19 protein-coding genes are annotated in these 24,652 nt (G+C 69.1%); 5 read left to right on the forward strand and 14 right to left on the reverse strand.

All coding sequences use genetic code 11. The features are described 5' to 3' along the window. Positions 1 to 67 precede the first annotated feature (67 nt). Positions 68 to 1,123, reverse strand: coding sequence for an aldose epimerase family protein (locus tag ASC46_RS09515; RefSeq protein WP_055459079.1), 1,056 nt, complete (start codon positions 1,121 to 1,123; stop codon positions 68 to 70). Positions 1,124 to 1,315: 192 nt separating this feature from the next. On the opposite strand from ASC46_RS09515, the gene ASC46_RS21225 reads away from it, so the two are divergent. Beyond that, entirely contained in the window at positions 1,316 to 1,471 is a 156-nt protein-coding gene (locus tag ASC46_RS21225) for a hypothetical protein (RefSeq protein ID WP_157672328.1), read from the forward strand. Positions 1,472 to 1,708: 237 nt separating this feature from the next. Here ASC46_RS21225 and ASC46_RS09520 read toward each other — a convergent pair whose 3' ends face one another. Continuing rightward, positions 1,709 to 2,149, reverse strand: coding sequence for a VOC family protein (locus ASC46_RS09520; RefSeq protein WP_055459080.1), 441 nt, complete (start codon positions 2,147 to 2,149; stop codon positions 1,709 to 1,711). A gap of 76 nt (positions 2,150 to 2,225) precedes the next feature. Here ASC46_RS09520 and ASC46_RS09525 point away from each other — a divergent pair, with 76 nt between their 5' ends. From ASC46_RS09525 to ASC46_RS09540, 4 genes are all read left to right on the forward strand, one after another. Continuing rightward, entirely contained in the window at positions 2,226 to 3,677 is a 1,452-nt protein-coding gene (locus ASC46_RS09525) for a cation diffusion facilitator family transporter (RefSeq protein WP_055459081.1), read from the forward strand. 23 nt (positions 3,678 to 3,700) lie between these two features. Further along, positions 3,701 to 6,337: an aminopeptidase N gene (gene pepN / locus ASC46_RS09530; RefSeq protein WP_055459082.1), complete on the forward strand. Its 2,637-nt coding sequence runs from the start codon at positions 3,701 to 3,703 to the stop codon at positions 6,335 to 6,337. 196 nt (positions 6,338 to 6,533) lie between these two features. Further along, positions 6,534 to 8,837: a sensor histidine kinase gene (locus tag ASC46_RS09535; protein ID WP_055459083.1), complete on the forward strand. Its 2,304-nt coding sequence runs from the start codon at positions 6,534 to 6,536 to the stop codon at positions 8,835 to 8,837. Positions 8,838 to 9,355: 518 nt separating this feature from the next. Further along, positions 9,356 to 9,643 (forward strand): GIY-YIG nuclease family protein, encoded by a 288-nt coding sequence (locus tag ASC46_RS09540; protein ID WP_055459366.1) that lies wholly within the window; start codon positions 9,356 to 9,358, stop codon positions 9,641 to 9,643. A 178-nt stretch (positions 9,644 to 9,821) separates the two neighbouring features. On the opposite strand, the gene ASC46_RS09545 is transcribed toward ASC46_RS09540, so the two are convergent. The 12 genes from ASC46_RS09545 to ASC46_RS21230 all read right to left on the reverse strand — a co-directional run bounded on the left by ASC46_RS09545 (position 9,822) and on the right by ASC46_RS21230 (position 24,506). Further along, positions 9,822 to 12,746 (reverse strand): bifunctional [glutamine synthetase] adenylyltransferase/[glutamine synthetase]-adenylyl-L-tyrosine phosphorylase, encoded by a 2,925-nt coding sequence (locus tag ASC46_RS09545; protein WP_425349121.1) that lies wholly within the window; start codon positions 12,744 to 12,746, stop codon positions 9,822 to 9,824. A gap of 184 nt (positions 12,747 to 12,930) precedes the next feature. Beyond that, positions 12,931 to 14,322, reverse strand: coding sequence for an ATP-binding protein (locus ASC46_RS09550; RefSeq protein ID WP_055459085.1), 1,392 nt, complete (start codon positions 14,320 to 14,322; stop codon positions 12,931 to 12,933). Beyond that, entirely contained in the window at positions 14,306 to 14,989 is a 684-nt protein-coding gene (locus tag ASC46_RS09555; RefSeq protein WP_055459086.1) for a response regulator transcription factor, read from the reverse strand. Before ASC46_RS09555 ends, ASC46_RS09550 begins: the two co-directional genes overlap by 17 nt. 123 nt (positions 14,990 to 15,112) lie before the next feature. Further along, a complete protein-coding gene (locus ASC46_RS09560) occupies positions 15,113 to 16,648 on the reverse strand; it encodes a Do family serine endopeptidase (protein WP_055459087.1) in 1,536 nt (511 codons plus the stop codon). Positions 16,649 to 16,760: 112 nt separating this feature from the next. After that, on the reverse strand, positions 16,761 to 17,933 hold the full coding sequence (locus tag ASC46_RS09565) for a M20 family metallopeptidase (protein ID WP_055459088.1): 1,173 nt from the start codon (positions 17,931 to 17,933) through the stop codon (positions 16,761 to 16,763). 156 nt (positions 17,934 to 18,089) lie between these two features. Next, positions 18,090 to 18,563, reverse strand: a complete 474-nt coding sequence (locus tag ASC46_RS09570) for a cytochrome c-type biogenesis protein (protein WP_055459089.1) — start codon at positions 18,561 to 18,563, stop codon at positions 18,090 to 18,092. Between the two features lie 4 nt (positions 18,564 to 18,567). Continuing rightward, positions 18,568 to 20,541, reverse strand: a complete 1,974-nt coding sequence (locus ASC46_RS09575) for a heme lyase CcmF/NrfE family subunit (RefSeq protein ID WP_055459090.1) — start codon at positions 20,539 to 20,541, stop codon at positions 18,568 to 18,570. Between the two features lie 6 nt (positions 20,542 to 20,547). Next, positions 20,548 to 21,027, reverse strand: a complete 480-nt coding sequence (gene ccmE, locus ASC46_RS09580) for a cytochrome c maturation protein CcmE (RefSeq protein WP_055459091.1) — start codon at positions 21,025 to 21,027, stop codon at positions 20,548 to 20,550. After that, positions 21,024 to 22,130: a c-type cytochrome biogenesis protein CcmI gene (gene ccmI / locus ASC46_RS09585; RefSeq protein WP_055459092.1), complete on the reverse strand. Its 1,107-nt coding sequence runs from the start codon at positions 22,128 to 22,130 to the stop codon at positions 21,024 to 21,026. Before ccmI ends, ccmE begins: the two co-directional genes overlap by 4 nt. 87 nt (positions 22,131 to 22,217) lie before the next feature. Then, a complete protein-coding gene (locus ASC46_RS09590; RefSeq protein WP_055459093.1) occupies positions 22,218 to 23,600 on the reverse strand; it encodes an ATP-binding protein in 1,383 nt (460 codons plus the stop codon). 7 nt (positions 23,601 to 23,607) lie between these two features. Further along, positions 23,608 to 24,273, reverse strand: a complete 666-nt coding sequence (locus tag ASC46_RS09595; protein ID WP_055459094.1) for a response regulator transcription factor — start codon at positions 24,271 to 24,273, stop codon at positions 23,608 to 23,610. A 32-nt stretch (positions 24,274 to 24,305) separates the two neighbouring features. Next, positions 24,306 to 24,506, reverse strand: coding sequence for a PepSY domain-containing protein (locus tag ASC46_RS21230; protein ID WP_141659673.1), 201 nt, complete (start codon positions 24,504 to 24,506; stop codon positions 24,306 to 24,308). Positions 24,507 to 24,652: the final 146 nt, after the last annotated feature.

Genomic DNA, 24,652 nt, shown 5'->3' on the forward strand with positions numbered 1-24,652 from the left:
GGGCTCAGCGCCGCATCACTGCGTGCTGCGGCGCGTCCGGGCACAAAGGCGTACCAGGCCGGTCCCGTCAGCCCGCGTGGAAGCGGAATTCGCTCACCTGCCGGTAGACATCGCCGGGAGTAAGGAGTGTCGAGGGGAAATGCGGCACGTTGATGCTGTTCGGGAAATGCTGCGGCTCGAGCGCGAGGCCCGCGTTGGAGCCATAGGCTGCGCCGTCGAGGCCGGGAATGCCGGAAAGGTCGATCTTGCGCCCGTCGTAGACCTGGAGGCCGGGCGCCGTCGTCCACACATCGAGGGCAAGGTTGTTGCGCAGCGAGGCGACGAGCGCGGCATGGGCGAGCGGCAGGCCGGGGATGCCGGATGGCTCCAGCCGGTTGCGCCGCAGGACGAAGTTGATGTCGTAGTGCACAGGCGCGCCCGTCTCGGCGTCGGGAAAGCGGATCGAGCGGTTGCCGCGGAAATCGTAGGGCGTGCCCTCGACCGAGCGGATCTCGCCGGTGGTGATGAGGTCGGCATCCGTCACGGTGATGAAATCCGCCTCGACGCGCATGCGGTGATCGAGAACCGAGGGCGAGCCGTCGAGGTTGAAATAGGAATGGTGGGCGAGGTTGACCGGCGTCGGCCGATCGGTCGTCGCCGAGAGCTCGATGCGCAGCGTCGCCGGCTCGGTGAGGCGGTAGACGCAGGTGACCGTCACATTGCCGGGGAAGCCGTGGTCGCCGTCCGGGGAGACGAGCGTCAGCGTGACGCTCGAATCATCGTGGTGGGCGAGCTGCCACGGGCGCTTGCCGAAACCTTTCGCGCCGCCGTGCAGCATGTGCCGGCCGCTCTGGTTGCGGTCGACCTCGTAGACGGTGCCGTCGATGGAGAAGCGGCCGTGGCCGATGCGGTTCGCGACCCGGCCGGCGATGGCGCCCATGTGCGGGGAATGGGCGATGTAGTTGTCGAGGCTGTCGAAGCCGAGGACGACGCGCTGCAACTCGCCCGACGGCAGGGGCACCTGCATGTCCCTCAACACGGCGCCCCATGTCAGCACCTTGGCATGCGCCTTGCCTTTGGGGGCACGAATGGTGATCTCGCGGACGGGCTGGCCCTCGGCCACACCGAAATCTCTAACGCTCATCGACGCTCCGTTTCTCGCGCGGCCGGTCACCGCTCGTTCCGGCTCAGGTTGACAGCTTTACTCCGGCGGCCACGATCTTGCCAAATTCCGGACCGTATCCCGATGTCCGGCCTCGCGCCTTGACCTTGCCGCCCGTCCGGGGCACCTCGCCTCGCGCAAGAGCGAAACGCAACGCATCACAAGGGGATGTCCATGCGCATCATCGTCGTCGCCGCGCTCCTCGGCCTCGTGCTCGCCGCCTGCAGCTCCTCGTCGGGCACGCGCACGCAGCCGGCCCAAGCCTATATGCCGCATCCGGCGCCTGGCCAGCTGATCGATGCGGAGAACGACCCCTATGCCGTTGATTGAGGCAGTCGGCAGTCGGCAGTCGGCAGTCGGCAGTCGGCAGTCGGCAGTCGGCAGTCGGGCTGAGCTCGCACCATCGCCTTCAAGCGCAAACCCCTTTTCCGGGCGCATGGAGCGCAAGCGGAATGCGACCCGGGAACCAGCGCAACAATCGGTTGAAGGCGCCGAATGACCGCCCCCGGATCGGCACCGCATCCTTCCATGCTGCGGTGCATCCGGCGCACACGACCGCCGTTGGCCTCACCACGTCCCGGTATTCGGCATCGAAGCCCAGGGTTCGGCCGGGGGCTTGGGCTGGCCCTCCTGCAGCAGCTCGATGGAGATGCCGTCGGGCGAGCGGATGAAGGCCATGTGCCCGTCGCGCGGCGGACGGTTGATGGTGACCCCCGCCTTCATCAGCCGGTCGCACAGGTCGTAGATGTCGTCGACGCGATAGGCGAGATGGCCGAAGTTGCGCCCGCCCTTGTAGTCCTCCGGGTCCCAGTTGTAGGTCAGTTCGAGCAGGGGGGCCTGGCTCGCCGCAGCGGCCTCTTTGTCCTTCGGCGCGGCGAGGAAGACGAGGGTGTAGCGGCCCTTCTCGTTCTCCATCCGACGCACCTCGACGAGGCCGAGCTTGTTGCAATAGAAGTCCAGCGAGTCCTCGAGATTCGAGACACGCACCATCGTGTGCAGATATCGCATGGGTCACCTCCCGTCTGATGCGGGAGAGGATCGTCGATGCCGCGGGCAAGTCAAACCCGCAAGCGGAATAGGTGCCATGAGCCCACCGTCCATCTCGTCGGAGCGGCAGCGCAACGAACGGCGCAAGGAACGCGCCGCCTTCGTCTCGATCCTGGCGAGCGCCGGGCTCACCCTCGGCAAGGGGGTAGCCGGCTTCGCCACGGGCTCGCTCGCCCTCATCTCGGATGCGGCCAACAGCCTGCTTGACGTCGCGGCGACGACCATGACGTGGCTCGCCGTGCGCGCCGCACACAAGCCGGCCGACGCGCAGCACCAGTACGGCCACGGCAAGTTCGAATCGCTTTCGGCACTCGTGCAGACGGCCTTCCTCTTCCTCCTCTCGGGTGTCATCGCCGTCGAGGGCGTGCGGCGGCTGTCGAGCGGCGAGACGGAAATCCTCCTCTCATGGCCGGCCGTCGGCGTGGTCGTCGGCTCGATCGTCGTCGATGCCTGGCGCTGGTGGGGGCTGACGCGCGTGGCGCGCGAAACGGGCAGCGAGGCGCTCGCGGCGGATGCGCTGCATTTCTCCTCGGATCTCGTCAATTCCGTCTTCGTCCTCGTCGCCTTCGCCGCCGCCCATTTCGGCTATCCGCAGGCGGATGCGCTCATCGCCATCGGCGTGTCGTTCTTCATCGCCTTCGCCGGCTTCCGCCTCGCCCGCCGCACCATCGACACCTTGCTCGACACGGCGCCCAAGGGTCTGGCAGAGCGTGTGACGGGGCTCGCGGAGAAGGTGCCCGGCGTGGTTGGCGTGGATCGCGTGCGCGTGCGCTCCTCCGGCTCGCTGATCATGGGTGAGGTGGGCATCCGCGTCTCGCGCACCTTGCCGCTCGACCGCGTCACCCAGATCAAGGAGCGGGTGCGCAACGCCATCCACGCGGACCTGCCGGACAGCGAGTTCACCATTTCGACGACGCCGGTGCAGATCGACGACGAGACAGTGCTGGAGCGTGTGATGCTCATCGCTGCGCGCCTGCGCGTGCCCGTGCACCATGTCACCGTGCAGAACCTCGCCAGCCGCCTGTCGGTGAGCTTCGACATCGAAGTCGACGCCCGCCTCACCCTCGCCCAGGCGCACGAGGTGGCCAGCCGGCTCGAGACGGCGCTCGTCGAGGAACTCGGGCCGCAGGTGGAGGTGGAAAGCCACATCGAGCCGCTCGTCGTGCAGCATCTCGACGGGCGCGAAGCGGATGCCGAGACCGTCGCCGGCATCGCCTTGTCGCTCGCCAACCATGCGCGCGAATGCAACGGCATCACCGGCGTGCACAGCGTACGCGTGCGCGAGACGCCGGCGGGTTTTGTCGTCAACTACCACTGCCGGCTCGATCCCGGCCTCGACATCGCGACCGTGCACGATATGGTCGACGAACTCGACCGGCGGATGCGCACCGACCATCCCGAGATCGGCCGCATCGTCGGCCATGCCGAGCCGCGACCGGAGACAGCCGGAAGAGACATCGCAGCGGGCGGCACAAGCGGCTATCGTTGAGACAGGATACGGGGAGAGCGTTGATGCGTGACGAGAGCGGGGCCGTCATCCGGCTGGAAGACTACAGGCCGACGGACTACCTGATCGATCGCGCGGAACTCGACATCCGGCTCGACCGTCACGCCACCCGCATCCTCGCCAAGCTCCATCTGCGCGCCAACCCGGCGGGCCGGCCGGCCGTGCCCCTCGTCCTCGACGGGGACGAGCTGCGGCTCGTCTCGCTCGCCATCGACGACGTACCCGCCTCGCCGCAGGCCTTCGAGGCCTCGCCCGAGCGCCTCGTGATCCACGCCCCGCCGGCGCAGCCGTTCACGCTGACCATCGAGACCGAGACCGATCCCACGGCCAATACCAAGCTGATGGGGCTCTACCGCTCGGGCAGCGCCTATTGCACGCAGTGCGAGGCCGAGGGCTTCCGCCGCATCACCTATTTCCTCGACCGGCCCGATGTCCTCTCCGTCTTCACGACCCGCATCGAGGCGGACCGGGATGAGGCGCCGGTGCTGCTCGGCAACGGCAATCCGGTCGCGGCGGGCGATGCCGGCGGCGGCCGCCATTTCGCCATCTGGCACGATCCCTTCCCCAAGCCGTGCTATCTCTTCGCCATCGTCGGCGGGCGCCTCGACAAGGTGGCCGACCGCTTCACGACCATGTCGGGGCGCGCGGTTGACGTCGCGGTCTATGTAGAACCCGGCAAGGCGGCGGACGCGACCTACGCCCTCGATGCGCTCAAGCGCTCCATGGCCTGGGACGAGCGCGTCTTCGGGCGCGAATACGACCTCGACGTGTTCAACGTCGTCGCCGTGTCGGACTTCAACATGGGGGCGATGGAGAACAAGGGCCTCAACATCTTCAACGACAAATACGTCCTCGCCAGCGCCGAGACGGCGACGGACGCCGACTATGCCAATATCGAGGCGATCATCGCCCACGAATATTTCCACAACTGGACGGGCAACCGCATCACCTGCCGGGACTGGTTCCAGCTGTGCCTGAAGGAAGGGCTCACCGTCTTCCGCGACCAGGAGTTCTCGGCCGACGAGCGCTCGCGCGCCGTCAAGCGCATCGCCGACGTGCGCGTGCTGCGGGCACAGCAGTTCGCCGAGGATTCGGGGCCCCTCGCCCATCCCGTGCGGCCGCGTCAGTACCGCGAGATCAACAACTTCTACACGGCGACGGTCTACGAGAAGGGTGCGGAGGTCATCCGCATGCTCAGGACGCTGATCGGCGACGATGCGTTTCGCCGCGGCATGGACCTCTATTTCGACCGCTACGATGGCACGGCGGCGACGATCGAGGAATTCGTCGCCTGTTTCGCCGAAGCGAGCGGGCGCGATCTCGGCCACTTCGCCCAGTGGTACGAGCAGGCCGGCACCCCGACGGTGAACGCCCGCGGCCATTACGACGCGGAGGCGAAGACCTATCGCCTCGCCCTGACCCAGGTGACGCCGCCGACGCCAGGCCAGCCGGAGAAGGCGCCGCAGGTCATCCCGATCCGCCTCGGGCTGGTTGGGGGCAGCGGCACGGAGATCGCGCTGTCACCCGCGGCCACGGCCGGCCACATGCCGGGCGTCTTCGTGCTCGACGGCCCGTCGGCCACGCTCACCTTCACCAATGTGCCGGAAAAGCCGGTGCCCTCGCTGCTGCGCGGCTTCTCCGCCCCGGTCCGGCTGGAGATCGACCTCGACGAGGACGAACTTCTCGTCCTCTTCCGCTACGACAGCGATGCCTTCAACCAGTGGCAATCCGCCCAGACGGTCGCCACGCGAGCCATCCTGCGCGCCGTGGGCGCCGGGACGCCGCCTGCGCCCGACCGTCGCATGGCCGATGCGCTGCGCCACTTCCTCTCCATGCGCGCCGGCAGCGATCCTGCCTTCGCCGCCCAGGTGCTCGCCCTGCCGACGGAGGCGGACATCGCCCGCGAGATCGGTCACGACGTCGATCCCGATGCCGTTCACCGGGCGCGGCAGCTGGTGAAGGTCGAGCTCGGCGCGGCACTCGCGGCGGAACTGGCGGAGCTCTACAGTCAGTTGAGCTCGCGGGAGCCCTATGTCCCTGATGCAGCCGGAGCGGGCCGTCGGGCCCTGCGCAACGCCTGCCTCGATCTTTTCGCGGCCGGCCGCCCCGCCGAGGGCGAAGAGCTTGCCATGCGCCAGTTCCGCGATGCCGACAACATGACGGACCGCTTCGCGGCGCTCGGCGTCCTGTCGCACCTGCCCGGTGCAGCCCGCGAGACGGCGCTTGCCGAATTCTCGGAGCGCTTCCGCAACAATGCGCTCGTCCTCGACAAGTGGTTCTCGCTGCAGGCCATGATCCCCGAGCCCGAGACGCTGGAGCGGTTGCGTGGCCTGATGCGCCATCCCGCCTTCTCGATGGGCAACCCCAACAGGGTGCGCTCGCTCATCGGCAGCTTCGCGATGGCCAATCTCACCCAGTTCAACCGGGCGGACGGCGCCGGCTACGACTTCGTCGCCGACATGGTCCTCGCGCTCGATGCACGCAACCCGCAAGTCGCCGCCCGGCTGCTGACCGCCTTTCGCACCTGGAAGATGCTCGAGCCCAGGCGCAGGGCCGAGGCGGAGAAGGCGTTGCGCCGTGTTGCCGGCACGCCCGGCCTTTCGCCCGACGTCGCCGACATATCGGGCCGCTCGCTATCTTGATATACTAAATGTAGGCAAAAGTAGTCCTGATGGCGCGTGAGCGGAAATGCAGGTGCACAACAAGCATTTACCGTGTCGCGTCAACCAATCATAAAGACTCTGGACAAACGGCCCCTTCAGGATTCAGATGTAAGTGATTCGGTGAGATGCGGCACGTCTTCCCGATGAGACGTTTGGACTCCGAAGGGGGCATTCGATGGCGGGCGTCGACGCGACGTACGTGCCCGCGCGCGCGGGCACGATTCTCGGAATTGCGCGCTCCATAGCACATCCCGCCTATAGAAGGCTCGTTCTGGCGGAACCCTGGCTGCGCCTTGCCGTTCCGGCGCTGCTCGTCGTCTTTCTCGTCTCGCTGGTCACGGGAGCCTCGCTGCAGGCCGTCGACGCGCGCAACGAGGCACTCAACGACGCCGCCGCCGAAATTGACACGCTCGCCTCGCTCGCCGCGCGCGTGCTGAATGCCGAGATCGCCCGCGGCGACAGTCCTGCTGCGACGCGCGATCTCGTCGCCGCCTTCGAGCGGCAGATCCCGGCGCCAATGATCGGGAACGGGCGCAGCCTCCTTCTCACCGACGCCACGGGCGCCCTGATCGGGGCCATCCCGGCCCAGCTTGCCACCGGCGAGCCGCTGGTCGATGTCCTTGGTTCGTCCCAACCCCTCACGACCTTCGCCGACCGGGCTGGCGTGCTGCGCCTGACCCTCCCCGGCGGCACCGATGCGCTCGCCACCGTGCGCAATCTCGGTGCCGGCGGCGGCCAGCTTGCGGTAGTGCAGCCCGTCTCGGGTGCACTTGCCCCCTGGCGGGCCCAGACCTGGGGCCAGATGACGCTGATCGCCGCCGCGGCCTTCGTGCTGCTCGCCATCTCCGCCGCCTATTTCATGCAGGCTGGCCGGGCCAAGGCCGCCGACGAGATCTGCGACAAGGTGAAGGAGCGGGTCGACGCCGCTCTCAATCGCGGCCGCTGCGGCCTGTGGGACTGGGACATCGCCCGAGGACGCATCTACTGGTCCGATTCCATGTATGCCATCCTCGGCTACCGCCGGCGCGACGAGTTCCTGTCCTTCGGCGAGGTCAACGGCCTCGTCCACCCGGACGACACGGATCTCTACGGACTCGCCGACATGCTGGCGGCCTCGCGCACCACGGCCATCGACCACGATTTCCGCATCCGAGCCGCGAACGGCGAGTGGGTGTGGATCAATGCCCGCGCCGAGATCGTCGACGGGGACCCGGCGGAGGGCCCGCATCTCGTCGGCATCGCCGTCGACATTACCGAGCAGCGCCGCCTCGCCGAGCGTACTGCGACCGCCGACATGCGCCTGCGCGATGCCATCGAGACCATCTCAGAGGCCTTCGTGCTGTGGGACGCCGACAACCGGCTCGTGATGTGCAACTCCAAGTTCCAGAAGCTGCACGGCCTGCCGGCGGACGCCGCCGCCGCCGGGCGCAGCTATGCCGAGATCATGGATGCGAGCCGCCCGCCCGTCGTCACCACCCAGGCCCTGACGGGCGAGCAGGCCAATATCGGCGCGCGCAGCTTCGAGGCGCGCCTCGCCGACGGACGCTGGCTGCAGATCAACGAGCGCCGCACGAAGGACGGCGGCTACGTCTCGGTCGGCACCGACATCACGGCCCTGAAACGCCACGAGGAGAAGCTGCTCGATTCCGAGCGGCGGCTCATCGCCACGGTGATGGACCTCAAGCGATCCCGCCAGAAGCTCGAGGTCCAGGCCCAGCAGCTCGCCGACCTCGCCGAGCGCTACCTCGAGCAGAAGGCCCATGCGGAGGGCGCCAACCGCGCCAAATCCGAGTTCCTCGCCAACATGAGCCACGAGTTGCGCACGCCGCTCAACGCCATCATCGGCTTCTCCGAGATCATGGAAAGCGGCATCTTCGGCGCTCTCGGCAACGAGAAGTACACGGAGTACTGCCACGACATCCGCCAGAGCGGGCAATATCTGCTCGCCGTCATCAACGACATTCTCGACATGTCGCGCATCGAGGCCGGCCGCCACAAGCTGGAGAAGGAGCGCATCGCCCTCGACAAGGTGATGACGGAGGCCGTGCGCTCGGTGGCGGAGGCCGCAGAGGCGAAGAACATCGTGCTCGACCTCGAGACGCTGCCGGCCCAGACGCTCGACGCCGACCCGCGGGCGCTGCGGCAGATCCTCGTCAACCTGCTGCGCAATGCGGTCAAGTTCACGCCGGAGGGAGGCCGGGTGGCGTTGCGCGCGCGCAGCGCGGCGCAGGCCGTCAACATCTATGTCGAGGACAACGGCATCGGCATCCCGGGCGAGGCCATCGGCAAGCTCGGCCAGCCCTTCACCCAGGTCGAGACCGAATACAGCAAGACCTACAAGGGCTCTGGCCTCGGCCTTGCCATCGCCCGCTCGCTGACGGAACTGCACGGGGGCGCCCTGCGCATCCGCTCGACCCCAGGTTCCGGTACCATCGTCATGGTGCACCTGCCCCAGGCGGAGCAGCGCAAGGCGGCGTGAGGCGCAGGAAAGGCCCCTCGCGGGGCCCGCGCCGTCTCGCCCTGCCGGTCAGGCGGCTGTCCGCTGACGGACACGGAAGGTAGAAACGGAGCGGGGAGCCGAACGGAAAACAGCAACGCGCAACCTCTCCACGTCATGGCCGGGCATGTCCCGGCCATCCACGCCTTTTGGCCTGGCGCAATCGTCCCGGCGTGGATGCCCGCGACAAGCGCGGGCATGACGCGGGGAGAGGTGGCGCCGCGGTGGATATTTCCCTGCCGTCATGCCCGTGCCTAATCGCATAGCCGTCCGTTGGCGGGAACGAACGGGGAGCCACCGCGCAACCTCTTCACGTCATGGCCGGGCTTGTCCCGGCCATCCACGCCTTTTGGCCTGGTACAATCGTCCCGGCGTGGATGCCCGCGACAAGCGCGGGCATGACGCGGGGGGAGGTGGCGCCAAGATTCCCCGGCGGGGCATCCCGGCAATCCCGAAGAGCCGCGCTTGTCGCCGATGTGCATGCCTGCTCTTCTATGAACATGCGGGGCGGCTGGGTTTACATCATGACCAACAGGCCGAACGGCACGCTCTATATCGGCGTGACGAGCAACCTCGCGCGTCGCGCATGGGAGCACCACGAAAGCATGATCGACGGCTTCACCAAACGCTATGGCTTGAAGCAGCTCGTCTATTACGAAGCTTACGAGGATATTCGCAGCGCCATCCAACGCGAGAGCAACATGAAGCACTGGCCGCGCCGTTGGAAGATACGGCTCATCCTCGAAATGAACCCGCAGTGGCGGGATCTCTACGAGACGCTCGCCTGAAGGAGAAGCGCAACGCTTCCCTGTCGTCATGCCCGCGCTTGTCGCGGGCATCGACGCCAGGACCAATGCACGAAGGCAAACGGCGTGGATGGCCGGGACGAACCCGGCCATGACGCGGGGAGAGGTGGCGCTTCACGGCCGTGCAGCGGCTCGCCCGGTCCGCAAGGGGGGGAGCGTCCTACCCCTTCGCCTTGCGGGACTTCGCCTTGCCGCCGGCGCCCAGAAGTTCGTTGAAGGTGGCGCGCACCTGGCGGCGCGTGTCGTCGAGCGTCCGGGCCAGCACCTTCTGGTCGGGCAGGCCAACGGCCGTGGCGATGCGCTTCTGGATCGCCGGGGCGACGGCCTTGGGGTCGAAGCGGCCCTCCACCGTCAGGCGCTGCCAGTGGAAGACGCTCGACAGAAGGTCGTAGGCGGGACGCAAGACGTCGGCGTGGTCCGGCGCGATGAACCCCTTCTCGGCTGCGCGGGCAAGGACATGGGCCGTGCCGGGCACGATCAGGGCCGGCTCCGTCGCCGCATGGGCCAGCATCAGGAACTGGGCGATGAACTCGATGTCCACCAGGCCGCCCGCGGCGAGCTTGAGGTCACCCGGGTCGTCCTCCCCCTTCTCCTCGGCGATGAGGGCGCGCATCTCGCGGATGTCGGTGGCGAGCTTCTCGCGATCGCGCGCCTCGCTCAGCACCGCCGTGATCGCTTCCTCCACATCGGCCGCGAGGGAGGCGTCTCCGGCGATGACGCGGGCCCGCGTCAACGCCATGTGCTCCCAGGTCTCAGCCTCGTTCTTCTGATAGGCGAGGAAGCCATCGAACTGCGTCGCGACGGGCCCCTTGCGACCCGAGGGGCGCAGGCGCATGTCGACCTCGTAGAGCCTGCCGCGCCTCGTCGGCACGGTCAGCGCGCTGACGAGGCGCTGGGTCAGGCGGCTGTAGTAGACGACGGCATCGAGAGGCCGGCGGCCGTCGCTCTCCCGCCTCTCGGCATCAAAATCGTAGATGACGACGAGGTCGAGATCGGAAGCAGCTGTCATCTCGCGCGCCCCAAGGCGGCCGAGGCCGACGACGACCGCGCGCCCGCCGGGCACCTTGCCATGCTCCTCCTCAAAGGCGGCCTGCGCGGCCTCGAGGCTGAGGCGCACGGCGGCCTGCGCCACGGCCGCGAAGGCCTCCCCGGCGCGCGGCGGCGACAGGATATCGGAGAGGAAGCGCGCGCCGACGAGGAAATTCTCCTGCCGCACGGCCTCGCGCAGCCGGTCGAGAAAATCCTCGTAGCTCGCCGGCTTGCCGAGGAGGCCGCGCAGGCGCGCCTCGATCGCCGCCTCGTCGCTCGTCGGATCGAGGAACGTCGGGTCGATGACGGCATCGAGCACGTGCGGGCTGGCGGAGACGACCTCGGCAAGCCGCGGGGCGCCGCCGAGAAGATCGGCAAAGAGACGCAGCAGCCGCTCGTTGGAGCGGAGCATGGAGAGAAGCTCGACGGCGGCCGGCATGCGGCCGAAGGCCTCGTCGAGCGCCGCCAGCGCCGCATCCGGCGCCGCCGTCTGGCCGAGCGCGGTCAGGAGCGCCGGCGTCAGTTCCGTCAGCACCTCGCGCGCGCGGGCGCTGGTGACGGCGGAGCGGCGGCCGAAGTGCCAGCCACGCACGGTCTCCGCGACGCGCGGCGGATCGGAGAAGCCGAGCCGCCGCAGGGTCTCGAGCGTCTCCGGGTCGTCGCTCGTGCCGGTGAAAACGAGGCTGCCGGCCTCCGCCGCGAGTTCCGGCCCCTCCTCGAACAGCATGGCATAGTGGCCCTGCACCTTGCGCGCATGGGCTGTCAGCGCCTCGCCGAAAGCTTCCACGGTCGCAAAGCCGCAGAAGCGGGCGACGCACGCCAGCGCCTCGGCGTCGTCCGGCAGGCGCTGCGTCTGTTCGTCCGCCACCATCTGCAACCGGTGCTCGACGGTGCGCAGGAAAATATAGGCCGCCGCCATGTCGTCGCGCGCCTGGGGCGTGATCCACTTCTCCTCGACAAGCGCATCGAGCACCTCGAGCGTGCGGCGCCCGCGCAGCGAGGGGCGGCGTCCGCCGAAGACGAGTTGCTGCGTCTGCACGAAGAACTCGATTTCGCGGATGCCGCCGCGGCCGAGCTTGATATCGTGGCCGGCGACCGCAATGGCCTCGTGGCCGCGCACGGCATGGATCTGCCGCTTCATCGCGTGGATATCGGCGATGGTGGCGAAGTCGAAGTACTTGCGCCAGACGAAAGGGCGCAGGTCGGAGAGGAAGCGCTCGCCGAGCGCGATGTCGCCGGCCACCGGCCGCGCCTTGATGAAGGCCGCGCGCTCCCAGTTCTGGCCGACGCTCTCGTAATAGGAGAAGGCGGCCGGAAGCGACACGGCAACGGCCGTCGAGCCGGGATCGGGTCTGAGGCGCAGGTCGACGCGGAAGACATAGCCGTCGCCGGTGCGCTCCTGCAGGATCTTCACGAGCCCCTGTGTCAGCCGCACGAAGAAGGGCGCCGGCTCCAGCCCCTCGCGCAGCGGCGCCTCGGGATCGAAGAAGACGACGAGGTCGATGTCGCTCGAATAGTTGAGTTCCCGCGCCCCGTGCTTGCCGAGCGCCAGCACGACGAAGCCCGGCCCCTCCCCGTCCGCTGCCGTAAGGCGTCCGGCCTGCCGCGCCTCGCGCAGGAGGAAGGCGACCGCCGCCGCGACGCAGGCATCGGCGAAATCGCTGAGCGCGCGCGTGACCTCCGGCAGGCGCCACAGGCCACCGCAATCGCACAACGCGACGAAGAGCGCGAACTCAGCCCTGAGGCGCCGGAGACGGCGCATGATGTCCGCGACCTCCTCCGCCTCCTCCCCGGCACGCTGCACATCGGCGAGGATGCGTGCGCAGATCGCGTCCGGGGGGCCCTCGATCAGGGCCAGGAACCGCTCGGGCTTCGTCGTCGCGAGCCGCCACAGGAAGGGCGAATAGTCGGCGAAGGCGGCGGTGAGGCTCGCAAGCTGCGGATGCGCATCGAGGAGACGGCCAAGGGCGGCGGAGGTGGCGTCCCCGTCGAGGAGGTCGGCGGCGATGCGTGCAACGGCCGGCTTGCCGGGCGGAGCCGGCAGGCAGCGGGCCATGGCTGCGAGAGGCGTTGCTTCCTGCCCTGTCACGTTTTGTTTCTTGCCCATTTTATAACCGGTGTTGAGAGCGACATTTCAGTGCTCGTCATGGCCGGGCCTGTCCCGGCCATCCACGCCCTCGACGTCGTGTGAGCGTCACGGCGTGGATGTCCGCGACAAGCGCGGGCATGACGGCCTGCCTTCATCCCTCGTTTTTCGCCAGCGGCAGCGCGAGGACGGCCCGCAGGCCCGGCCCGTTGTCCTCGAGCCGCAGCGCGCCCGTGTGCAGGCGCGCGACGGCCGAGGCGAGGCTGAGGCCGAGGCCGAAGCCCGGCTTGGAGCGCGCGCTTTCGAGACGCGCGAAGCGCTCCAGCACCCGTTCCCGCTCCCCTTCCGGAATGCCCGGGCCCCGGTCGCTCACCGCGATCTCCACCATGCCGCCGCGGCGCCGGGCGGTGATCTTCACCTCCGGCGTCGTCCGACAGCTTGTGCCGTATTTGAGGGCATTGTCCATCAGATTGGCGACGGCCTGGCTGATGAGCTCACGATTGCCTCTGACCGGCAGGTCGGGCTCGATCGCGGCAACGAGCGGCATGCCCGCCTCCTCGGCGAGCGGCTCGTAGAGCTCCGCCAGGCTGCCGGCGATCTCGGCCGCATCGAAACCGTCCATCGCGGCATTGGCATTGCCCGCCTCGAGCCGCGCGATCATCAGGAGCGCGTTGAAGATGCGGATGAGATTGTCCGATTCGTCGATGATGCCTTCGAGCGCGGTGGCATATTCGTCCAATGAGCGCGCCGTGCGCAGCGCTTCCTCCGCCCTGTTGCGCAGGCGCGTCAGCGGCGTCTTGAGGTCGTGGGCGATGTTGTCCGACACCTCGCGCATGCCGGCCATCAACTCGCCGATGCGGCCGAGCATGTCGTTGAGGTTCTGCGCCAGGCGGTCGAGTTCGTCGCCGGTGCCGGTCACAGTGAGTCGCCCGTCGAGGTCGCCCTCCATGATGGTGCGCGTCGTCTCCGTCATCGCATCGACGCGCTTGAGCACGCGGCGTGTGATGAACCAGCCGCCAAGGCAGGCGAGCACGGTCACGAGGCCGATCGAGAGAACGAGCGCGCGGCGGATGACAGCCTGCAACTGCAGCCGCTCCTCGAGGTCGCGGCCGACGAGCAGGCGGAAGCCGCCGGGCAGCACATAGACGCGCACGAGGGCCCGGAACTCCCTGTCGCCCGTCTCGTCGCTGCGCCGATAGGCGATCTCGCGCGAGCCGGGCTCGTCGAGAATGCCGAAGGGCACTTCGACCACGTTGCCCGCCAGCCGCTCGCCGGCCATGGTCGTGACGAGATAGAGGGAGGCGCTCGGCGCGCGCGAGCGCCGGTCGATGATGTTGACGAGCCGGCGTATGCCGCCGATGCGGTACTGCTCGGCAAGGCCCTGCAGTTCGGCGTCGATGGTGCCCTGGATCTGGTCGTCGAGCACACGTCGGGCATTCCAGGCCACATAGCCGAGGATGAAGCCGGCGAAGAGGACGAAGACGAGGAGATAGGCCGCCGACAGCTTGAAGGCCGTCGTGCGGAAGAGCTTACCGAGCCCCGTCACGGATCATGTATCCCGCTCCGCGCACCGTCTGGATCAGCGGCACGTCCTGTCCCTTGTCGATCTTCGCGCGCAGGCGCGAGACGTGCACGTCGATGACGTTCGTCTGCGGGTCGAAGTGATAGTCCCACACGTTCTCGAGCAGCATGGTGCGCGTCACCACCTGGCCGGCGTGCTTCATGAGATATTCGAGCAGGCGGAACTCGCGCGGCTGCAGTACGATCTCCTGCCCGGCGCGGGTTACCCGATGCGACAGGCGATTGAGTTCGAGGTCGCCGATCTGGTAGCTCGTGGGCTCGCCGTTCGCCCCCTTGCTGCGACGGGCGAGAACCTCGACGCGCGCCAGCAGCTCGGAGAAGGCGTAGGGCTTCGGCAGGTAGTCGTCGCCGCCGGCGCGCAGGCCCTTGACCCGGTCGTCCACCTGTCCGAGAGCGGAGAGGATGAGCACGGGCGTATCCACCTTCTGCTCGCGCAGGGAGCGGATGAGCGACAGCCCGTCGAGCTTCGGCAGCATGCGGTCGACGACGAGGACGTCGTAGCCGCCCTCGCGCGCCATGGCATAGCCATCGAGGCCGTCGGCCGCATGGTCCGCCACGTGGCCGGCTTCCCGGAAAGCCTTGACCATGTAGGCGCCGGCCTCCTGATCATCTTCGATGACGAGAATCTTCATGGCGCTCATGGTAGCAACTCCGCAACGCAAACGGCAGGCCGGACGCGGGGGTGTCCGACCTGCCGCCATACGAGGAGGAGCGACGGGCCCGTGGCGACAGGCGGCCCGCCGCCCTCCCCGAATTCAGGCAAGGGGCAGCGCGACGAAGCGGGCGCCACTCGCCGTCTCGACCTGCATCAGCACGGCTTTGCGCCCCTCCTTGCGCAGCTCCGTGACCGCCTGGCGCACGTCCTGCGGCGTCTCGACCTTCTTGCCACCGACGGTAACGATGACGTCTCCGGTGCGCAGACCGCGCTCCTCGGCCGGGCTGCCGGGCTCGACCCCGACGACGACGACGCCGTCCTTGTCGACGCCGTCGACCGAGCCCGAGGGCGCCAGCGAAAGACCGAGCCTTCCGGCCTGCTCCTCGCCGCTCTCGGCGCTCGCGGTCTTCTCGCCGGGCATCGTCGCCAGCGTGACGGAGATGTCGCTCTTCTTGCCGCCGCGCCAGACGGTGATGTCGACCGTCCGCCCCGGCGCGAAGCCGGCAATGTCGCGGGCGAGCTCGCGGGCGTTCTTCACCTCCTGCCCATCGACGGCGAGGATAGCGTCACCCGACTTGATGCCGGCCTTCGCGGCGGGGCTGCCGTCCTCGACGCGGGCGACGATGGCGCCCTTGGCCTCCTCGAGGCCGAGCCCTTCGGCAATGCCCTCGTTGATCGGCTGGATCTGCACGCCGAGGTAGCCACGGCGCACCGTGCCGTGGTCCTTGATCTCAGCGACGACCTTCTGCACCGTCTCGGCGGGGATGGCGAAGGCGATGCCCACGTTGCCGCCCGACGGCGAAGCGATGGCCGTGTTGACGCCGACGACCTCGCCGGATGTGTTGAAGGTCGGCCCGCCGGAATTGCCGCGGTTGACGGCCGCGTCGACCTGCAGGAAGTCGTCATAGGGGCCGGCGCCGATATCGCGCCCGCGGGCCGAGACGATGCCGGCCGTCACCGTGCCGCCGAGGCCGAAGGGATTGCCAACGGCGAGCACCCAATCACCCACGCGGGGCGTGCCGCTGGCGAAGCTGACGTAGGGGAACTTGCCGCCCTCGTCCACCTTGAGCAGCGCCAGGTCGGTCTTGGGATCGGTGCCGACCACCTTGGCCGAATAGGTCTTGCCGTCGTCAGTCTGGATCTCGACCTCGCGGGCCTTTTCGACAACGTGATTGTTGGTGACGACATAGCCGTCGGCCGAGATGAAGAAACCGGACCCCTGTGCCTCGCCGAAGCGGCGCGGCGCCGGGCGCTGACCGCGCTGGTCCTCCTCGCCGAAGCGGCGGAAGAAGCGCTCGAAGGGACTGCCCTCGGGCAGGCCGAACTGGCGCAGATCGAGCCCTTCGGCGCTCGCGCCCTCGACCGCGACCTTGACGCGCACCGACACGACGGCCGGCTTCACATGGTCGACGACGTCGGCGAAGCCGGCAGGATTGGCGGTCGGCACCTGGGCCGACAGGTTCTGCGCATAGGCCGGCGCCGGGCCGACGTCGAAGGTGCTCTGCAGCAACGCACCGGTCGACAAGGCGCCGAGCGCGACGGCACCCAGCAGCATCGACACGCGCCGGCTGGCGCGCTTCGGCGACTTGATGCGGACCTTCAAGGCTTCGCTGTGGTCATTCTCGTGCATGGCCATCTCCGTTGGCGAACTTTCGGGCCGAACCCGTTATCGCCGCCGACGATGGCTCGCCGCGCCTTACGACAGCCTCACGAGCGCATGAAAACTTCGTAATGGAGGCGGGAGGCCCTCAGCGACCCGCTTCGCAACGCAGCACCGCGCGCGCCAGAGCCTGGGCACGCGGCACGAGCGAGGCCACCTCCATGTATTCTTCCGGGGAATGGGCCTTGCCGCCCACCGGGCCGAGACCGCACAGCGTCGGCGTGCCGACCGCGGCCGAGAAGCCGGCGTCGGAGCAGCCGCCGGTGAACTCGCCGTCGACGTGAAGGCCGGAATCCGCTGCGGCGGCCTTGTAGGTCGCCATCATGCGCTCGCTCTCGGGCGAGGCGACGAGCGGCAGGAAGTCCCCGCGCGTCGTGAAGCGCGCGTGGGTACCGGGAATGGTGGAAGCCGCGACGATCCGCTCGACCGCCGTAACGAGCGCCGCGCGCTGCTGCGGCGTCACATAGCGCAGATCGACCTCGGCCTCGGCGAAAGGCGCCGTCGTGTTGACGGACTGGCCGCCGCGCACGGTACCCACGTTGACCGTGATGCCGGCCTCGAGATCGGTCAGCGCATGCAGCGCGACGATCTTGTGGGCGAGTTCGCCGATGGCGCTCGCGCCGTCGGCGAAGTTGGCGCCCGAATGGGCTGCCTTCCCGAAGACTTCGAGATGCAGGAAAATGCCGCCCTTGCGGCCGCTGACGATGTTGCCGGAGGCGCGGCCCGGCTCGCCGTTGAAGGCGGCGCGCGCGGCGGCCGCCTCCTCCTCGATGATCGGGCGCGAGAAGGGCGAGCCGATCTCCTCGTCACCCGTCATCAGCGCCACCACCGGGCCGGGGGCAGCGTCCTGCGCCGCAAGCGCGGCGAGGACGAAGGCATTGACGACGAGCCCGCCCTTCATGTCGGCGACACCCGGACCATAGGCGCGACCGTCGACGATCCTGAACGGCCGGCGCCCCGCCTCACCCTTCGGGAAAACCGTGTCGCGGTGCCCCATGAGGAGGACTGGCTTGAGATTGCTGCCGGGGCTGGCGAGCTCGGCGCGCAGGGCGTCGCCATAGGTGTCGCCGCGCCGCCAGGACGTCGGGATGCCATGAACCGCGAAGAAACGGGCGAAGCGCTCGCCGACCGCATCGACGCCGGCCTTGTCGTAGCTGCCGCTGTCGATGTTCACCACCTCTTCGAGGAGGGCGAGCATCTCGCCCTCCCGCTCCGCCAGCCAGCGGCAGACGGCCTCCTCGGCCTCGGTGCCTCGCGTCATCGCTCCACTCCCGTCAGCGGTGCCGCGCGAGGTGAATCACGCAGCCGGTCAGGGGCGGCAGCATGCGCCATCGCGCCCGCCGGCGCATCTGCCGACAGCGCATGGCGAGGGCCGGGGCCATTCGGGAGAGGATGAGCGCGGGCTCCGCGTCCGCGGTCACAGGTCCTTGTCGCGCCACTCGAGGAGAGCGGCGAGCCGGGCTTTTTCCTCGTCGCTGAGCGGCGCCGTGGTCGAGACCTCCACGCGTCGGCGGCGCGCCGCGATGGCGATCGCCACAATGCCGGCGAGGAGCACGAGGAACGGCCCGCCCCACAGCAAAGCGGTCTGCCAGTTGACCGGCGGGCGCAGCAGCACGAAATCGCCGTAGCGCGCCACGACGAAGTCGCGCACCTCGCGATCGCTGTCGCCGGCGGTGAGGCGCTCGCGCACGAGGATGCGCAGGTCACGCGCGAGCGGCGCATCGGAATCGTCGATCGACTGATTCTGGCAGACGAGGCAGCGCAGCTCGGCGGAGATCGCCCGCGCCCGCGTCTCGAGCGCCGGATCGCGCAGCACCTCGTCCGGCTGCACCGCGAGCGCGGGCAGCGACAGGGCGAGAGCGACGACGAAGGCAGGCAGGAGGCGCCGCATCGCCCTACTCCGCCGGAACGAGCCGACCGCGCGCGGCAACGGGCGCGGCGACGCGCAGGCGCCGGTCGGTCAGGGACAGAAGCCCGCCGAGAGCCATGATCACGGAGCCGAGCCAGACGAAGATGACATAGGGCTTCCAATAGATGCGCACGCCCATGCCGCCGGAAGGCTGCGGCTCGCCGAGGCTGACATAGAGCTGGCTCGGCCCGAGCGTCATGATGCCGGCCTCGGTGGTCGGCATGCCGCGCGTCACGTAGATGCGCTTCGAGCCCTCGAGCGTGCCGATGATGCGCCCGTCCCTGAGGACCGTGAAGCGCGCCACGTCCTCGCGGTAGTTGTGGGCGGTGCGCGGGAAGATGGCGTCGAGCCGCAGGGTATAGGCGCCGGCGTTGACGAGATCGCCGCGATTGACCACGGCCAGCGTCTCGGTGCTCCAGGCCTGGGCGGCGATGCCGAGCACGGTGATGCCGACGCCGGCATGGGCGATGGCGGTGCCCCAGGCCGAGCGCGGCAGGCCGGCGGCACGGCGCAGCATGACGCCGGGCGCGACCCGGCCGCCGCCAGCGCGGTGGTAGATGTCGACGGCCGAACCGGCGAGGAGATAGACACCGAGCCCGATGCCGAGGAGGGCGAGCACCGGTCCGCCGCGGACGAGCGCGAAGATGATGAGCGCCCCGGCAAGGCCGGCGGCATAGGCGGCCCACAACCGCTGCACCGTGCCGAGCAGGTCCCCCCGCTTCCAAACGATCGTCTGGCCGATCGGGATGAGCGCGAGGAGCGGCATCACAATCGGCAGGAAGGTCGCGTTGAAGAAGGGCTCGCCGACCGAGATCTTGGCGCCCGTCAGCGCCTCGAGCGCCAGCGGATAGAGCGTGCCGATGAACACGGTGGCGCAGGCGGTGACGAGAAGGAGGTTGTTGGCGACGAGCGCGCCTTCACGCGAGATCGGCGCAAACAGCCCGCCCTGGCGCAGGAGCGGCGCGCGCCAGGCGAAGAGGGCGAAGCCGCCGCCGATGAAGACGACGAGAATGGCGAGGATGAAGGCGCCGCGCGTCGGGTCCGTGGCGAAGGAGTGCACCGAGGTCAGCACACCCGAGCGCACGAGGAAGGTGCCGAGCAGCGACAGCGAGAAGGTGAGGATGGCGAGAAGGATCGTCCAGATCTTCAGCGCATCGCGCTTTTCCATCACGATCGTGGAATGCAGGAGTGCCGTGCCGGCGAGCCACGGCATCAGCGACGCGTTCTCGACCGGATCCCAGAACCACCAGCCGCCCCAGCCGAGCTCGTAATAGGCCCAGTAGGAGCCCATGGCGATGCCGAGCGTGAGGAAGACCCAGGCCGTGAGCGTCCAGGGCCGCACGGCGCGCGCCCAGACGGCGTCGATCCGCCCCTCGATGAGCGCCGCCAGCGCGAAGGCGAAGGAGATCGAGAAGCCGACATAGCCGATGTAGAGCAGCGGCGGGTGAATGGCGAGGCCAAGGTCCTGCAGGATCGGGTTGAGGTCCTGCCCCTCGAACGGAGCCGGGTTCAGCCGCAGGAAGGGATTGGAGGTGAACTCGACGAAGGCGAGGAAGGCGAAGGCCACCGCCCCCTGCACGGCGAGCGTCAGGTGGCGCAGGCGCGACGGCACGGCCCGGCGCGACAAGGCGACCATGGCGCCGAAGAGGGTGAGGATAAGCACCCAGAGCAGCATGGAGCCCTCGTGGTTGCCCCACACGCCGGTGAGCTTGTAGATGAACGGCTTCAGCGAATGCGAATTCTCGACGACATTGACGAGCGAGAAATCCGAGGTCGCATAGGCATAGGTGAGCGCGGCGAAGGCCAGCGTCACACAGGCGAAGGCGCAGAGCGCCGCCGGCGCGGCGATGGCCGCGAGCGCCTCGTCCCGCACCGTGGCCGCCCACAGCGGCATGAGGAACTGCACGAGCGAGAGCCCAAGGGCGAGGGTCAGCGCGTAGTGCCCTGCTTCGACGAACATCGGCCCTCACTCACTCGCGGCGGTCGCACCGCCACCTTGCGCATCCGTCTTGCCGCCGTGCTGCCACAGCCCCTGCTCCTTCAGGCTGTCGGCGACCTCGCGCGGCATGTAGTTCTCGTCGTGCTTGGCGAGCACGCTGTCGGCCCGGAACAGGCCCGCGCTCTCGAGCACGCCCTCCGTCACGACGCCCTGCCCCTCGCGGAAGAGGTCCGGCAGCAGCCCCGTGTAGCGCACGGTGATGCTGCGGTTCGTGTCGGTGACGGCGAAGGTCACGTTCTGGCCCTCGCCCTTCTCGACCGAGCCCTCGGCGACGAGGCCGCCGAGGCGCAGGCGCGTGCCCGGCGTCACCGCCTTGGCCTCGAGATCCGTCGGCGAATAGAAGAACACGATGTTGTCGCGCATGGCGAACAGCACGAGCCCGAGCGCCACCCCAAGCACGGCGAGGGCCGCTGCGATAAGCGTGAGCCGTCGTTGCTTGCGAGTCACTGCGGTGCTCCGGTCGCGTCGGTTTCAAGTGACAGCTGGCGCGCGAGCGCCGCCAACATATCGAGCGAGGCAGGGTCGGCCGCAAGCTGGCTGCGCGCCTTGGCAAGCGCCTCGCGGGCCTTCTCCTCCTCGCCGAGAACGACATAGGAGCGCACGAGCCGCGCCCAGCCGGCCGCGTCCGATCCGTCGGCGTCGAGGCGCGCGGCGAGCCCCTCCACCATGCCGCGGATGGCGAGCGCCTGCTCGCCCTCAGGCAGGGACGTGATCGCGCTCGCGCCCTCGCTCATCGACAAGGCCGCGAGCCGCTGCTCGACGGCGCCGCGCCAGGACGCGTCGGCCGGCGCATCGGCCAGGAGCTTCCGTAACATATCGATCGCCTTGGCGTTGTCGCCGTCCTGGCCCGTGGCGACGGCGAGGTAATACCGCGCCTTGGCATTGGCAGGATCGAGCACGAGCGCCCGCTCGAAGGCTGCGCGGGCCCGTGCGTCGACGATGCCGCCGGCCTCGGCCGTCACGGCCTCGCCGAGATCGGTGAGGCGCGCCGGGCTTTCGCCGAGGATGTCGAGGGCGGACTGATAGGCGCGCGCGGCATCGCCGAAGCGCCCGGCCCGCAGATAGACCGGCGCCAGCACCTCCCAGCCGCGGCCGTCGCCCGGATTCTGCGCGAGATGCGCCTCGATCTTCGCAACCGCCGCACCAACATCGAGCTGGCCGCCGTCCATCCGCGCGGCGCGTGGCGCCTGAGGCAGGTGCGGCGAGCCCATGGCCCCATAGATGGCGAGCGCCAGAAGCGGGATCGTCGACAAGGCGATGGCCGAGGCGGCGCGGCGCCGGCGCAGGGCGGGCTCGCCCTCCGGGCCGCTGCGTCCCTCCCCGCGCGCCGCCCGCAGCAGGCGCCGGCCGATCTCGGCGCGCAGCGCCTCGGCTTCACGCTCGGAGACGAGGCCGGCTTCGCGGTCGCGCTCGAGGTCCGCCATCTGCTGGCGGAAGAAGGCGGCATCGCCGGTCTCGGCCGCGACGGCCGTCTCGGCGCGCGACAGGGGCCACAGCACCGCAAGCACGGCCGCGCCGGTCATCAGGGCAAAGATCAGCCAGATCAACATGGGCATTGTTTAGCGCAAGGCCCGGGGCCCGCTCATGTCACGATACGGCGACATAAGGTCACGCGGCTGGCGCGGCATTGATCGGCCTCAAACGCGCGGGAGCCGCAGGCTGGCCCGCAGGCCGCCCTCCGGCGCCACGCCCAGCTCCAGAGCACCGCCGTAGAGCCCCGCCAGCTCGCTGACGATGGCAAGGCCGAGGCCGGACCCCGGCTTGCTCTCGTCGAGCCGGCGGCCGCGCTGCACGGCGGCCTGCCGCTCGGCCTCCCCAAGGCCCGGACCGTCGTCGTCGACGACGATCAGCATCACCGGCGGCTCGCTGTCCGGTACCGCGCTCGCACCGATCCGGACCCGTCCGGCCGCCCATTTGCAGGCGTTGTCGGCAAGGTTTCCGACCATGTCCTCGAGGTCCTGCCGCTCACCGCGGAAGCGCAGGCCGGGCGCAACTTCAAGCGCGAGAGAAAGCCCGCGCCGTTCGTAGATGCGCTCCAAAGCCCGCACGAGGCCGGCGACTGCCGGCTGGACCTCCGTCACCGTGCCGAGCGTGCCGGCGAGCGCTGCCGCGCGCGCGCGCTCGAGGTAGTAGTTGACCTGGTCGCGCATCACGAGGGCCTGCTCGCGCACCTTGGCGGCCAGCGCGTCGTCCCGGACGTCGGCCTCGTTGAGGATGACGCTGAGCGGCGTTTTCAGGGCGTGGGCAAGGTTGCCCACCTGCGTGCGCGCCCGCTCCAGAATCTCGCGGTTGCTGTCGATAAGAAGGTTGAGCTCGCCGGCAAGTGGCGCGATATCGTGCGGGAAGGTGCCCGCAATGCGCTCCGCCTCCCCGCGGCGGACGGCGCCGACGGCGCGGCGCAACCGCACGAGCGGGCGCAGGCCGTAGCGCACCTGGAGCAGCGTCGTGAGCCCGAGAACGAGCGCGAGCGTGAGGAACGTGGCAGCCACGACGATTTCGAAGCTGCGGATATCGGCCTCGATGGCATCGGCGGGCGCCGCCACCGCGACGAGAAAGCGCTCGCCCTCGCCGAGGTCGATGACGCGCTCGACCGCCCGCAGCCGGCGCCCGTCCACACCGTCGTAATAGGCCTCGCGCGCACCGCCCTCCCGCGCGGGGGCCCCGAGTTCGGCGAGCGGCGGCAGCCTGCTGCCGAAGAGGGACTTGGAGGCGCGCATCTCCCCCTTGCCTTCCGGATCGACACGGGTCACCTGCCAGTACCAGCCGGAGAGCGGCAGGTCGAAGCGCGGCTCGCCCAAGGTGCCGAGCGACTTGTCGTCGAGCGGCTCGGGACCGGCAAGGTCGGCGACGATATCGGTGAGATAGACCTGCAGGCGCTCGTCGAAGGCTCGCTCGCTGGTGCGGCGATAGACCTGCGACAGCGCCAGGCCGCCGAGGAGCAGGACAAGGACCGTCCACAGCGCTCCGAAGAGCAGCAGGCGCGCGGCGATGGAGCGGCGTTCGAAGAAGCCTGCCGGCACGGGGCGGCTACTCCGCCGGCGGCTCGAGCCGGTAGCCGAGCCCCCGCACCGTCTGGATGACATCGACGCCGAGCTTGCGCCTGAGGCGGCCGATGAAGACCTCGATCGTGTTGGAATCGCGGTCGAAATCCTGGTCGTAGAGGTGCTCGACCAGCTCGCTGCGCGACACCACGCGCCCCGTGTGATGCATGAGATAGGCGAGAAGGCGGTATTCGTGCGAGGTCAGCTTGACGAACTCGCCATCGACCGTCACCCGGCTCGCCCGCGTGTCGAGGCACACGGGCCCGCAGACGATCTCGCTCGAGGAATGGCCCGCAGCGCGACGCAGGAGGGCCCGGACCCGAGCAAGCACCTCCTCCATGTGGAAGGGCTTCGTCACGTAATCGTCGGCGCCGGCATCGAAGCCCTGGACCTTGTCGCTCCAGCGGTCGCGGGCGGTCAGGATCAGCACGGGCATGTCGCGACCGGCCCGCCGCCATTTCGTCAGCACCGACTGGCCATCGAGCTTCGGCAGGCCCATGTCGAGGATGATGGCGTCATAGGGCTCCGTCTCGCCGAGGAAGAGGCCCTCCTCGCCATTATATGCCCGATCGACCGCATAGCCCGCCTGCACGAGCGCATCGGCGAGTTGCCGGTTGATGTCCCTGTCGTCCTCGACAACCAAGAGCCGCACGCGCGCCCTCCCATCAACAAGCCCGCCGACGCTCAGCGCCCTTCCAGAACCCTGCCGCTGCCGCCGTCAACCACGATTCGCGCGACGCGGCCGTCGCGGCGCAGAACCGAGATCCGGTAGACATAGCTACCGCCCTGCCGGCAGAGCTCGGCCCTGACGACCTCGCCACCCGAAGCCGCGTCACGCGCGGCGGACACGGCCCGGGGCGGCGCGACCACCCCCCCCTGTGCCACGGCGGTGCGCGTCTCCTCCGGCGACAGGCACGTGCCCTGAGCCGCCGTTTCGGACGAGGCGAGTCCAGCAACAAGCACGCTCGCGGCAAAGATGGTCCTAGCTCCCCACATGGCGCCGAAATATGGCGGCCAAGGCCTGAACATTC

It is taken from the genome of Chelatococcus sambhunathii (assembly GCF_001418005.1).
GTDB classification, from domain to species: Bacteria; Pseudomonadota; Alphaproteobacteria; order Rhizobiales; family Beijerinckiaceae; genus Chelatococcus_A; species Chelatococcus_A sambhunathii.